Source organism: Zoogloea sp. (assembly GCF_041908905.1).
Classification (GTDB): Bacteria; Pseudomonadota; Gammaproteobacteria; order Burkholderiales; family Rhodocyclaceae; genus Zoogloea.
Genome location: NZ_JAYREK010000038.1, coordinates 22,290 through 34,869, shown reverse-complemented (window position 1 = coordinate 34,869; position 12,580 = coordinate 22,290). Strand labels below are relative to the sequence as shown.

At 67.1% G+C, this 12,580-nt stretch carries 12 protein-coding genes and 1 pseudogene; all 13 read left to right on the top strand.

Features of this window, described 5'->3' with window-relative positions:
- A pseudogene (locus tag ACE3OU_RS15860) lies at positions 1-350 on the top strand (methyl-accepting chemotaxis protein); the annotation flags it as partial.
- Between the two features lie 106 nt (positions 351-456).
- A complete protein-coding gene (locus tag ACE3OU_RS15855) occupies positions 457-1,314 on the top strand; it encodes a CheR family methyltransferase (protein ID WP_374242521.1) in 858 nt (285 codons plus the stop codon).
- Positions 1,304-1,915, top strand: coding sequence for a chemoreceptor glutamine deamidase CheD (gene cheD, locus ACE3OU_RS15850; protein WP_374242520.1), 612 nt, complete (start codon positions 1,304-1,306; stop codon positions 1,913-1,915). Before ACE3OU_RS15855 ends, cheD begins: the two co-directional genes overlap by 11 nt.
- Positions 1,916-1,953: 38 nt before the next feature.
- Positions 1,954-3,048 (top strand): chemotaxis response regulator protein-glutamate methylesterase, encoded by a 1,095-nt coding sequence (locus ACE3OU_RS15845; RefSeq protein ID WP_374242519.1) that lies wholly within the window; start codon positions 1,954-1,956, stop codon positions 3,046-3,048.
- A 65-nt stretch (positions 3,049-3,113) separates the two neighbouring features.
- On the top strand, positions 3,114-3,419 hold the full coding sequence (locus ACE3OU_RS15840) for an STAS domain-containing protein (RefSeq protein ID WP_141354921.1): 306 nt from the start codon (positions 3,114-3,116) through the stop codon (positions 3,417-3,419).
- A gap of 3 nt (positions 3,420-3,422) precedes the next feature.
- On the top strand, positions 3,423-5,171 hold the full coding sequence (locus ACE3OU_RS15835; protein WP_374242518.1) for a SpoIIE family protein phosphatase: 1,749 nt from the start codon (positions 3,423-3,425) through the stop codon (positions 5,169-5,171).
- 158 nt (positions 5,172-5,329) lie between these two features.
- Complete coding sequence (locus ACE3OU_RS15830; protein ID WP_374242517.1) at positions 5,330-6,310, top strand: chemotaxis protein; 981 nt, start codon at positions 5,330-5,332, stop codon at positions 6,308-6,310.
- A 12-nt stretch (positions 6,311-6,322) separates the two neighbouring features.
- A complete protein-coding gene (locus ACE3OU_RS15825; protein ID WP_374242516.1) occupies positions 6,323-7,279 on the top strand; it encodes a chemotaxis protein in 957 nt (318 codons plus the stop codon).
- Positions 7,280-7,311: 32 nt separating this feature from the next.
- Complete coding sequence (gene cheY, locus ACE3OU_RS15820; protein WP_374242515.1) at positions 7,312-7,710, top strand: chemotaxis response regulator CheY; 399 nt, start codon at positions 7,312-7,314, stop codon at positions 7,708-7,710.
- A gap of 26 nt (positions 7,711-7,736) precedes the next feature.
- Positions 7,737-8,615, top strand: a complete 879-nt coding sequence (gene cheZ, locus ACE3OU_RS15815; RefSeq protein WP_374242514.1) for a protein phosphatase CheZ — start codon at positions 7,737-7,739, stop codon at positions 8,613-8,615.
- 90 nt (positions 8,616-8,705) lie between these two features.
- Entirely contained in the window at positions 8,706-10,712 is a 2,007-nt protein-coding gene (locus ACE3OU_RS15810) for a chemotaxis protein CheA (protein WP_374242513.1), read from the top strand.
- Positions 10,713-10,875: 163 nt separating this feature from the next.
- Complete coding sequence (locus ACE3OU_RS15805) at positions 10,876-11,181, top strand: DUF3135 domain-containing protein (RefSeq protein WP_374242512.1); 306 nt, start codon at positions 10,876-10,878, stop codon at positions 11,179-11,181.
- Positions 11,182-11,307: 126 nt separating this feature from the next.
- Positions 11,308-12,450 (top strand): flagellar biosynthesis protein FlhB, encoded by a 1,143-nt coding sequence (flhB, locus tag ACE3OU_RS15800; RefSeq protein ID WP_374242511.1) that lies wholly within the window; start codon positions 11,308-11,310, stop codon positions 12,448-12,450.
- The last annotated feature ends 130 nt before the right edge of the window (positions 12,451-12,580 follow it).

The window sequence follows — 12,580 nt, the reverse complement described above, 5'->3', positions numbered from 1 at the left end:
TCGCGGAGGCGAGCCAGGAGCAGAGCGGCGGGATCGAGCAGGTGACGCAGGCGGTGGGCCAGATGGACGAGGTCACCCAGCAGAACGCGGCCCTGGTCGAGGAGGCCGCTGCGGCGGCCGAGAGTCTCGAGGAGCAGTCGCGCACCCTCGTGCGGGCGGTCGCGATGTTCCGCCTCGACGAATCGGGTGCCGCGTCCGTCGGCGCGCAGGCGCTCGTTTCCGACAATGTGGCGCGGCTGCCTGAACGTCCGGCGCGGCCGGTCTTTTCGAGCAACGTGTCGGTCGTGCCGAAGGTGAGGCGCGCGTCTGGTGCAGCCAATGAGGTCGATGATGAATGGGAAGAGTTCTAAGCCGCCGGGAGGGGTAGGGGCGCTGGCCTCCGCCCGCCCGTCGCCGGTGGGGGCGGTGCCCCGCTCCGCCCTGGCGCCGCAGCCGGGCGTGACGCCGAGACCGTCCGTGGTACGCCCGCCTGCGCCGTCCGTGGCGACGCCCGACCGTGAGTTCGCGTTTTCGAACGCCGACTTCGAGCGGGTGCGCGCGTTGATCTACAAGCACGCGGGCATCTCCCTGTCGCCGATCAAGCAGGACATGGTGTACAGCCGCCTGGCGCGGCGCCTGCGGGCCCGGGGAGACAAGACCTTTGCCGAATACCTCGATCGGGCCGAGCGCGAGCCGGCAGAGTGGGAAACCTTCGTCAACAGCCTGACCACCAACCTCACGTCCTTCTTCCGTGAGGCCCATCACTTCGAGATCCTGGCCGAGCGCCTGAAAAAGCACGCCGGGCGCAACCCGGTGCGGATCTGGTGCAGCGCGGCCTCCACCGGCGAAGAGCCCTACAGCCTCGCCATCACCGCCTGCGAGGCCTTCAACTCGATGACCCCGCCGGTGGAGATCGTCGCCACCGATATCGACACCAACGTGCTGACCACCGCCCGGGGCGGGGTGTACGGGATGGATCGTGTCGAGCGCCTGTCCCGGGAGCGGATGCAGCGCTTCTTCCTGAAAGGTACGGGCAGCCAGGCGGGGTTTGCCCGGGTGCGCCCCGAGCTGCAGCGCCTGATCGAGTTCAAGCGGATCAACCTGCTCGACCGGAGCTGGGCGCTGCAGGGGCCTTTCGACATCATGTTCTGCCGTAACGTGATGATCTACTTCGACAAGCCGACCCAGTACGACATCCTCAAGCGCTTCGTGCCGCTGCTCAAGCAGGACGGGTTGCTGTTTGCCGGACACTCCGAGAGCTTCCTGCACGCGGCCGACATCTTCCGCTCGCTGGGGCGGACGGTCTATGAAAGGACGGATGCCCGTGAGCGTTGAGCCGGGATACCTGGAGCATCTGGCGACCAACCGCTATTTCGATCGCACTTTCGACTGCGATGCGGTGAAGGTCCTGCCGGGTGAGTATTTCGTGACGACGGCCGACATCCTGCTGGTCACCGTGCTGGGCTCGTGCGTCACCGCCTGCATCCGCGACCGGGACAAGGGGCTGGGCGGGATGAATCATTTCATGCTGCCTGACTCCAGCGAAGGGGGTATGCTCTCGTCCTCGGCGCGCTATGGGGCGTATGCCATGGAGGTTCTCCTCAATCATCTCCTCAAGCTGGGGGCCCGTCGTTCCAGCCTGGAGGCCAAGGTCTTCGGCGGCGGGAAGGTGCTGGCCAGCCTCAGCCAGGCCCAGGTGGGTGAGAAGAACGCCCAGTTCGTGCTCGACTACCTCAATACCGAGCGCATACCCGTGGTGGCCCAGGACCTGCTCGACGTCTATCCGCGCAAGGTCTATTTCTTTCCGGCCAACGGCAGGGTGATGATGAAAAAACTGGTTCGCGTGAAAAACGACACGCTCATCGAGCGCGAGCGCGAATACCAGGCCAGGCTTCGACGCGACAATGTGCAAGGTGACGTCGAACTCTTTGGTTGACCGGGGCAGAATGCTCCGTTCCGGATTGGAAATTGAAAATGGCAATCAAGGTTCTCATCGTCGACGACTCCGCCGTCATGCGCGGCGTCCTGAGCGAGATCATCAACTCGGCGCCCGATCTCGAAGTGGTCGGCGTCGCGCCGGACCCCATCGCGGCCCGGGAGATGATCAAGTCGCTCGCGCCGGACGTGCTGACGCTGGACATCGAGATGCCCAAGATGGATGGCCTCGATTTCCTGGCGCGTCTGATGCGCCTGCGGCCGATGCCGGTGGTCATGATTTCCAGCCTGACCCGCAGCGGCTCGGAGGCGACGCTCCAGGCCCTCGAGCTCGGCGCGGTGGATTTCCTGTCCAAGCCGCGGATGGACTCGCCGGCCAGTATCGAAGCATGTCGTGTAGAAATTTGTGAAAAGGTGCGGGCTGCCTACAGCGCCCGCCTGAGGGTTCCCGTGACGCGGACTCCTGCCTCGAAACCCTTGCTGCGCGAGCCTTTCGAGGCGGGTGGGGGGGGCTCCGGCAGCTTGCCGGAGCGGCTCCTGCAGGAGAAGCTGATCCTCATCGGCGCCTCGACCGGGGGCACCGAGGCCATCAAGGAAGTGCTATGTTCCCTGCCGGCGAGAATGCCGGGGATCCTGATGGTGCAGCACATGCCGGAAATGTTCACCGCCTCGTTCGCGAAGCGCCTGGACGGCCTGTGCCAGCTGCGGGTCAAGGAAGCCGAGCACGGTGAGAAGGTCCAGCCCGGGACGGCCTATCTGGCGCCCGGGCATTCACACCTTTCGGTGCGCCGGGTGGTGGGCGGCTATGTCTGCGAGCTGGCCCAGTCCGAGCCGGTCAACCGGCATCGACCGGCGGTGGATGTGCTGTTCAATTCCGCCGCGAGCCAGGTCGGAGCCAATGGGCTGGGGGTCATCCTCACCGGCATGGGCAAGGACGGCGCCCAGGGGCTCCTGGCGATGCGCAAGGCTGGCGCTTGGACCATCGGACAGGATCAGGATTCCTGTGTGGTGTACGGCATGCCGCGGGAAGCGGCGGCGGTGGGTGCCCTCGAAGACGTGGCACCATTGAAGGATATCGGGCAGCGGTTGCTGGCTCGCCTCGGGGCGGGCGAGCGTCGAGGCCCGCGGGCGTGAGTTGTGCAGATCATGCCGGCGGAAGCCGGCGTAGTTTCAAGCATTGAGATAACAAGAGGCAAGCAATGGATACCAGTGTCAGCACCCAGCAGAGTCAGGCAAGAATTCAGCTCTCCGGGCGTTTCGATTTCAATTCCCATCGGGAATTCCGCGATGCGGTAGACCGGGCGCTGGGCAGTCCTGGCACGACTGAAGTGGCGGTCGATCTCGGCAACGTCGCCTACCTGGACAGCTCCGCCCTCGGCATGCTGCTCATGCTGCGCGACAAGGCCAAGAGCTCCGGCAAGACCGTCTGTCTGGCGAACGCCCGGGGCAGCGTGCGCCAGGTGCTCGACATCGCCAACTTCGGCAAGCTCTTTCCGATCGTGTAAGCGGTGGCGGAGTACGGAGCTGAATCGCTCCTTATTCTCGTTGTCGACGACAATCCCGACGATCTGTTCCTGATCCGTCGGGATCTGCTTGCGCTGGGCCACCGTGTGGTCGGCGTCAGCACGGCCCGCGAAGCGCTCGACCACCTCGGTCGTGGCCGCCCGGATGTCCTGATGACGGACGTCGGCCTGCCCGGCATGGACGGCATCGAGCTGCTGCGCAACATCCGCGCCCGCACCGACGGCAGCTGGATCCCGACGCTGGTGTTCACCGGGAGCCTCGACGAAGCCACCCAGATGCGCGCTCTCGAGGCGGGCGCAGACTCCTACCTGTGCAAGCCGGCATCCCGCGAGATGCTGCACGCCAAGCTCGGGGTGATCCTGCGCCTGCGGGCCATGCAGCGTCAGGCCGAGGAGCGCAACCGCGAGCTCGCCCGCTACCGCAGCATGCAGGAGGAAGAGCAGCGGCTGGCGCGCTTCGTGATGGAGCGGCTGATCAACCGCGAGGCGCTCAACGATCCGGTGGTCGCCCATTTCATCGCGCCGGCGGCGGAGTTCAGCGGCGACCTCATCGCCGCGGCGCGCACGCCGGCCAACGTGCTGCACGTGCTGCTGGCTGACGGCGCCGGGCACGGGCTCGCCGCGTCCCTCAACGTCCTGCCGGTCACGGCGCCGTTCTACCGCATGACCGAGCGGGGCTTCGGCATCGACGCCATCGCCCGGGAGATCAACAGCAAGGTGCGGGCCCTGCTGCCGGTGGATCGCTTCATCGCGGCCACCCTGGTGGCGGTCAATTTCCGCGAGCGCTACGTCACGGTCTGGAACGGTGGCAACCCCGGGCCCCTGCTGATCCGCCCCGACGGGGCGGTGCGGCTGCACTTCAACCGCCATCACTTCCCCCTCGGCGTGGTGGATGACGACGAGTTCGACGGCACCGTCGACTCCCACATGGTCGACCCGCGGGACCAGCTCCTGCTCTTCTCCGACGGGCTGATCGAGCAGGAAGACGCCGCCGGGCGCGCCCTCGGGGTCGACGGCCTCGGCGAGGTGCTGCTCGGCCAGCCCGGCGGGGCGCGGCTTCCCCACCTGACCCGCATCGTCGGGCGGATGACCGGCGGGAGCCCGCCGCGGGACGACGTCTCGATCGCCCTGATCGACCTGGCCGACAACCCCGGCCCCAGCCACGCCGCCCAGGGCGGGGAGGCGGCGCCGCCGTTCACCGCCAGCGACTGGCGCCTGGGGCTGCGTCTCGGCGCGGCCGACCTCAAGCGCCTCGACGCGGTGCCGCTGGTGCTCGGCGCCATCGAGCATTTCGAGGGGGTGCGGCCCTTCATCGGGCGCCTCTTCCTGGTGCTGTCCGAGCTCTTCAACAATGCCCTCGATCACGGCCTGCTGCGGCTGCCATCGTCCCTCAAGGTCGGCGGGGAGGGGCTCGACGCCTACCTCGACGAGCGGGCCCGGCGCCTCGGCCGGCTGGCGGTCGGTGCCGTCGAGTTCGAACTCACCCTCCGCCAGACTCTCGGCGAGCCGCCGACCCTGCTCATCAGCTGCTCCGACACGGGCCCCGGCTTCGATCACCAGCAGCAGGTGCAGCAGGCGCTGTGCGAGCCGACCACCGAGGAGATGCTGCGCGGACACGGCCGGGGCATCCCGCTGCTGCTCCGGGTCTGCGAAGAGGTCCGTTACTGCGGGCCGGGCAACCGGGTGGAAGTCCTGTTCCGGCTCGCCGAGCGGGCCATCGACAGCTCCCGCTAGCGTCGCCGGGCGGCCTCGGAGGCCCGGGAGGCGCGTCCACGGGGCCCTTTCGGAGGGGGTGGATCGGGCCTCAAGATTGTTCGGCCCCCGCCGATATTGCTTTCATGTCGGGACCTGCCCCATCGGGGTGGCAGGTGGTCTGCGACGGAGAATGAGCAATGTCTGAACTTCTCAGAAACATCGACGCGCGTACCCGGCTCGCGGGGACCAACAAGCTCGAGATCCTGCTGTTCACCCTCGGCACCGATCCGCGGACCGGCCGGCGTGAGACGTTCGGGATCAATGTGTTCAAAGTCCGCGAGGTGATGCGCACGCCGCCGATCACCGCGGCGCCCGAAATGCCCTCGTCGGTGGAGGGCATGGTCAGCCTGCGGGGCGTGCTGGTGCCGGTGGTGGATCTGGCCAAGTATGCCGGCATGAGCATCGACACGCCCCGGGAGATCATGATCGTCACCGAGTACAACGGCCACACCCAGGGGTTCCTGGTCGAGGCGGTGGACACCATCCTGCGTCTCGACTGGTCGCAGATGCGCGTCCCCCCCGACATGCTCACGGCCAACCTCGGCGGCCTCGTCACCGCCGTCACCGAGCTGCCCGGCCCCAAGCTGGTGATGCTGCTCGACGTGGAGAAGGTGCTCTCCGAGACCACCCGCTACGACGACGAATTCCTCTTCAAGGGCATCGAGCCGCTGGCCATCGAGGAGCCGCTCACCGTCTATTTCGCCGACGATTCGTCGGTGGCCCGCAAGCAGATCGAGCGCACCCTCGACGCCCTCGGCGTGCGCTACGTGGGCTCGATCAACGGCCGCCAGGCCTGGGAGGAGCTCGAGCGCCTGGCCAGCTATGCCGCTTCGTCCGGCCGCAAGGTGAAGGATCTGCTGGCGCTGGTGCTCACCGATGTGGAAATGCCCGAGATGGATGGCTATATCTTGACCAAGCGCATCAAGACCGACCCGCGCTTCGATGGGGTGCCGGTCATCATGCACTCGTCCCTGTCCGGGATGTCCAACCAGCAACTCGGGCGCTCGGTCGGGGTCGACGAATATGTCGCCAAGTTCGAGCCGCAGCGTCTGGCCGAGGTGCTGCGCCGCCTGATCACCCAGCACGCCGTCGCCATCGGCGCCGCCGGCGCGGCCTGAGTCTGGAGGAGGATGATGAACATGGACCGCATGAATTCCAGCGTGCTTGAGGCCGTCGACGCCCGCACCAAGCTGGCCGGCTCCAACCGGATGGAGATCCTGCTGTTCTCCCTCGGCACCCAGGAGATCTTCGGCATCAACGTCTTCAAGGTACGGGAGGTTTCCCGCACCCCCTTCATCACCAAGGCGCCCAACATGCCGGTCGGCGTGGAAGGCCTCATCTCCCTGCGCGGCAACGTGATCCCCGTGCTGGCGCTGGCCAAGGTGATGGGCATCGACGCCCCCGGCGACCCCCTCGGCGCGTCGATGATGGTCACCGAGTACAGCAAGCGCACCCTGGGCTTCCTGGTGCATGAGGTCGATCGCATCATCCGCGTCGAATGGGACAAGGTCCGCGCGCCGGACAACGTCACCTCCAGCAGCCATCACTACATCACCGCGATCACCGAACTCCAGGACGGCAAGCTGGTGTCCATCCTCGACGTCGAAACCATCCTCGCCAGCACCTTCGGCGAAGCCGTGGTCGGGCAGATCCACCCCCTCGAGGGCGCTGGCGACGTGAATGTGTTCTTCGTCGACGATTCGGCGGTGGCCCGCAAGAAGATCGCCGAGACCCTCGACAAGCTCGGTGTGCGCCACAAGCACGCCCTCAACGGGCTCGAGGCCTGGACGCGCCTCGAGGGCATGGCCAGCCATGCTCAGCAGCGGGGCATGAGCCTGCGCGAGGAGGTCAGCCTGATCCTGGTGGACGCCGAGATGCCCGAGATGGACGGCTACGTGCTGACCCGCAACATCAAGGCCGATGCCCGCTTCGAGGGCATCCCCGTGGTCATGCATTCATCCCTGTCGTCGGAGGCCAACCGAGCGATGGGCAAGAGTGTCGGTGTGGACGCCTATGTGGCCAAGTTCGACGCCGATGTGCTGGCCGAAACCCTGCGCCCGCTGCTCATGCGTGCCAACCGGGATTGAACCTGAACCCAGGTTGAACGGAGATCAACAATATGTCGGACCCCAAAATGAAATTTCTTGTCGTCGACGATTTTTCGACCATGCGGCGCATCGTCCGCAATCTGCTCAAGGAACTCGGCTTCACCAACGTGGACGAGGCCGAGGACGGGCTGATTGCGCTGCAGAAGCTCAATACCCTGCCTTTCGATTTCGTCGTGACCGACTGGAACATGCCCAACATGGATGGTCTGACCCTGCTCCAGAAAATCCGCGCGACGCCGTCCCTCAAGCATCTGCCTGTCCTGATGATCACGGCCGAGGCGAAGAAGGAAAACATCATCGCGGCGGCCCAGGCGGGAGCGAGCGGCTACATCGTGAAGCCTTTTACGGCCGCGACCCTTTCGGAAAAGCTCGAAAAAATCTTTGAAAAGATGGGCAAGAAGGCGGCCTGAGTTCGCCTCCCGCATGGAGTTCCACCATGGTAAAACGTCTCAAATTCGACGAATCGGGCGACAGTGACGACCTGCAAGCCCTCTTTGACAGCATAGCCAGCGCCCCGGCCGCGGCCGCCGCGGCGGCGCAGCCTCACCTCGAGGTCGTCCCGGCGCCGGTGGCACCCGCGCCCGCGCCCGAGCCGGCACTCGACAAGGCTGGCGACGACGACGACCTGCAGGCCCTCTTCGACTCCGTCGCCAGCGAATTCAGTGCGGAACATGAAGACAGCGTCGCCGCTGGGGGTGACGCGACCGACAATGGCCATCTCGTGTTCAACCGGATCGGTGTGATGACCCGCCAGCTCCACGACACCCTGCGTGAACTCGGCTACGACCGCAGCCTGCAGGAAGCCGCCCACGCGATTCCCGATGCGCGTCAGCGTCTCAGCTACATCGCCGAGATGACCGAACAGGCGGCCAGCAAGGTGCTCAACGCCACCGACATCGCCAAGCCCCTGCAGGACTCGCTGCATGCCGGCGCCGGCAGCCTGCGCGCCCGCTGGGACCGCCTCTACGCCAACGAGCTGAGCCCCGACGAGTTCCGGGCCCTGGCCGGCGAGACCCGCGAGTTCCTCGGCAGTGTCGTCAGCGGCACGCGGGAGACCAATGCCCAGTTGCTCGAGATCATGATGGCCCAGGATTTCCAGGACCTCACCGGGCAGGTGATCAAGAAAGTGGTCGATCTGGCCCAGAGCCTCGAGCAGCAGCTGCTGCAGGTGCTCCTCGAAGCCATGCCGGCCGAACGCAAGACCGGGGCTTCGGAGTCCCTCATGAACGGCCCGGTGATCAGTGCCGTCGGGCGCGACGACGTGGTGTCCAACCAGGAACAGGTGGACGATCTGCTCGAGAGCCTCGGTTTCTGAGCCTCGCCCCCGGGGCGGGGAAACCCGGCTGGCCCGGTGTTTTCCCCAGAGCAGACGGATCGCGGGCCGAGCCCGCAAGGAGTTAGAGCTATGAGCGATTTTGCCGGTATGGAAGATTTGTTGCAGGACTTCCTCGTCGAAGCGGGGGATCTCCTGTCGGGTGTCGACAACAAGCTGGTGGATCTGGAGCGTGCGCCCGGGGACAAGGGCCTGCTCAACGACATCTTCCGCGGTTTTCACACCATCAAGGGCGGCGCCGGCTTCCTCAACGCGACCGAACTGGTCTCCCTGTGCCATCTCACCGAGAACCTCTTCGACAAGCTGCGCAACGGTGAACTGGAGATCACCCCCGAGGTGATGGACGTGATCCTGTTCTCCACCGCCGCAGTACGCGACATGTTCGACAGCCTGGAGCAGGGCACCCAGCCCGCGCCGGCCGACCCCAGCCTGATGGACAAGCTGCGGGATGCCCTGGCCGGTGAGCTGGGCCACGGTGACACCCACGTCGAACGGATGCCGCCCGTCGTCGAGGCCCCGGCGCCTGCGCCGGCCCCCGCGGCACCGGCTCCGGCCGCCGCGCCGGTGATGGTCGCCAGCCCGGTGTCCGTCACCGACGACGGCCCCGACTGGGACAGCCTGTTCGAGGCCGTCACCGGCACGCCGGTTGCGCCCCCGGTTGCGACCGCCCCGGCCGCCTCCGCGCTGCCCGTCGCACCCCCGGCCGCCGCACCCGTGGCGATGCACCAGAGCGACGCCGAACTCGCCAGCAAGACGCCGGAGGAGGTCATCAAGGCCGCCGTCGGCCGGCGCGCCACCGACAAACCGGGCGCCACCGGGCCGGTGGGGCGGCGCGACACCGAGAAGCAGCGGGACAACTCGATCCGTGTGGACACCGCGCGCCTCGACCAGGTGCTCAACCTGTCCGGCGAGATCGGCCTCACCAAGAACCGCCTCAACGCGCTGCGCAGCGACATCCTCAACGGCCGCAACGACACCGAGACCCTGCACGCCCTCGACCTGGCCGTGAGCCAGCTCGACCTGCTGGTCTCCGATCTGCAGAACGCGGTCATGAAGACCCGCATGCAGCCCATCGGCCGCCTGTTCCAGAAATACCCGCGGATCGCCCGCGACCTGGCCCGCAACCTGGGCAAGGACGTCGAGCTGGTGCTCGCCGGCGAGGAGACCGAGATCGACAAGACGATGATCGAGGATCTCTCCGACCCGATCATCCACCTGATCCGCAACGCCGTGGACCACGGCGTCGAGGAAACCCAGGAGCGCCTCGCCAACGGCAAGCCCGAGAAATCCATCGTGCGCCTCGAGGCGCGCCAGGAGGGCGACCACATCGTGATCCTGGTGGCCGACGACGGCCGCGGCATGAACGCCGAGCGGCTGCGCGCCAAGGCCGTCGAGAAGGGCCTCATCACCGATGAGGAGGCCAACACGATGGACGAGCGCCAGAGCTACAATCTGGTGTTCCTGCCCGGCTTCTCGATGGCGAGCCAGATCTCCGACGTCTCCGGCCGCGGTGTCGGCATGGACGTGGTGCGCACCAACATCCAGAAACTCAACGGCTCCATCGACATCCGCTCCAGCCTCGGCAAGGGCACCACCTTCATCATCAGCCTGCCGCTGACCCTGGCGATCCTGCCGGTGCTGCTGGTGCGCCTGGGCGACCAGCCCTTCGCGGTGCCCCTGTCGATGGTTCGCGAGATCCTCCCCATCGATCCGGTCGAGGTCCAGGAGGTCGGCGGCCGGGCCACGATGGTGGTGCGCGGCGAAGTGCTGCCCATCATGCCCCTGTCCACCCTGCTGGGCTGGGAGCAGGTCCAGACCCCCGAGTACGGCGTGCTGATGCAGAGCGCCGAGCAGAGCTTCATCCTCGCCATCGACAGCTTTGCCGGGCGCGAGGATGCGGTGATCAAGTCCCTCGACGACTTCCGTCCGAAGGGCGTCGCCGGCGTCACGACCCTCTCCAACGGCCAGATCGTGCTGATCCTCGACATGAAGGAGCTCCTCGGCGCCCTCGGCGAGACCCGCGGCATTTCGCGCCGCACGCTGCTGGCCCACCTCGAGCGGCCGGCGCTGGCCGCCTGAGGGCCGGCGCCGCCGTCTCCCGCCGGCGTGCCGTGACACTCTGCAACACAGGCGCGTGATGTAGGCCGCTGATTCCCCGGGTGGGGTGGCTTAGGATCTTTCCGGCTGCCCCCGCCCTTCGCCATCCCGGCGACGCGACGTCGGCCCGGCAGCGGGAGATGGCATGGGCGGCTTCGACTTCGATCACTGGAAACAGCTCGCGGAGCAGGACCCCGCCGCGTTCTTCCTGGCCCGGGACCGGGCCCTGCGGGAGTGCATCACCCGCCACCCCGAGCAGGCGCAGCAGCTCGCCGGCCTGCAGCGCCGCATCGACGCCAGCCGTGCCCTCGCCGGCACGCCGCTGCAGGCCAGCCGGGTGCTGATGGGCATGATCCACGGGCAGCTCAATGAACTCGGCGACAGGCTGGCGCAACTCCAGCGGGAGTCCGAAGCCCTGCGCCACGCCCTCGTCGGCCCCCGGCGCGCCTGACCCACGCCGCCGCCCCTCCCGCCGGGCGCTGGCCCGAATAGGCCCGGCAATTCCCGTCTTTTCGCCGTCTCCGCGCAGTCGCGGCTCGCGTATCGTTACGCCATCTGAACGGGCGGCGGGCAGGGCGTGGCCGAAGACAGCGATCTCGAAAAGAGCGAATCAGCCTCACCACGACGGCTGGAGCAGGCGCGCGAAGAGGGGCAGGTCCCCCATTCGCGGGAGCTTGCCACCTTCATCTCGCTGATGGTCGGTGTCGTCGCGCTGTACGTGCTCGGGCGCTGGGGCGGGCATCGCCTGATGACCATCATGAAGAGCGGGCTCAGCTTGCCGCGCGGCCTGGTGTTCGAGCCCGGCGCCATGGGGCGGATGCTCGAGAGCCTGGCGGCCGATGCGCTGCTGACCATTGCGCCGCTTCTCGTCGCCTCGGTGATCGCCGCGCTGGTCACGCCCTTCCTGGTGGGCGGCTGGGTGTTCAGCGCCAAGGTCCTGCGCTTCGACCTCACCCGTCTTGACCCGATGCAGGGGCTCGGCCGCATGTTCTCGACCCATGGCCTCGTCGAGCTGGTCAAGGCCAGCCTCAAGGCGGTGCTGGTGGCCGGTGTCGGCGTGTGGGTGGTGTGGCGGGAGCGCGACCACCTGTTCGGGCTGATGCACCAGCCCCTCGCCAGCAGCATGGACGACTTTGCCAGCCTGGTGCTGCTGTCGGCCCTGCTGATCGTCGCCAGCCTGGCCTTGATCGCGGCCATCGACGTCCCCTTCCAGCTGTGGGAATACCACCGCCGCCTGCGCATGACCAAGGAAGAGGTGCGCCAGGAAATGAAGGAGCAGGAGGGCGACCCCCAGATCAAGGCCCGCATCCGTGCCGCCCAGCGGGAGATGTCCCGCCGCCGCATGATGAGCAACGTGCCGACCGCCGACGTGGTCGTCACCAACCCGACCCACTACGCGGTGGCCCTCAAGTACGACCCGGAAAAGGCTGGCGCCCCCGTGGTGGTGGCCAAGGGCCGGGACGCCGTGGCGATGAAGATCCGCGAACTCGCCCGCGACAACAACGTCCCCATCCTCGAGGCGCCGCCGCTGGCCCGGGCGCTCCACGCCCACTGCGAGCTCGACCAGATGATCCCGGCCGCCCTCTACACCACCGTCGCCGAGGTGATGGCGTGGGTCATGCAGCTCAACCATTGGGTGGCCGAGGGCGGCCTGCCGCCCGAGGAGCCCACCGGCCTGAGCGTGCCCGAAGGCATGGACCCGGGGCCGGGCGAGGGCTGAGGCGGTCGCCCGCGGGGGCCTTGAAGGAGGCTGCGGTTCCGGTGGTCTGGATTTAAATCGCCTTACAAACCGAAATTTTTGGTGAATACAGGTATGAGATACTAAAAAAATAATATAAAAGCCCGGCGCT

Coding starts and splice junctions, on each gene's coding strand:
- ACE3OU_RS15845 (WP_374242519.1), top strand. CDS start 1,954: ATGGCAATCAAGGTTCTCATCGTCGACGACTCCGCCGTCATGCGCGGC.
- ACE3OU_RS15840 (WP_141354921.1), top strand. CDS start 3,114: ATGGATACCAGTGTCAGCACCCAGCAGAGTCAGGCAAGAATTCAGCTC.
- ACE3OU_RS15830 (WP_374242517.1), top strand. CDS start 5,330: ATGTCTGAACTTCTCAGAAACATCGACGCGCGTACCCGGCTCGCGGGG.
- ACE3OU_RS15825 (WP_374242516.1), top strand. CDS start 6,323: ATGATGAACATGGACCGCATGAATTCCAGCGTGCTTGAGGCCGTCGAC.
- cheY (WP_374242515.1), top strand. CDS start 7,312: ATGTCGGACCCCAAAATGAAATTTCTTGTCGTCGACGATTTTTCGACC.
- cheZ (WP_374242514.1), top strand. CDS start 7,737: ATGGTAAAACGTCTCAAATTCGACGAATCGGGCGACAGTGACGACCTG.
- ACE3OU_RS15810 (WP_374242513.1), top strand. CDS start 8,706: ATGAGCGATTTTGCCGGTATGGAAGATTTGTTGCAGGACTTCCTCGTC.
- ACE3OU_RS15805 (WP_374242512.1), top strand. CDS start 10,876: ATGGGCGGCTTCGACTTCGATCACTGGAAACAGCTCGCGGAGCAGGAC.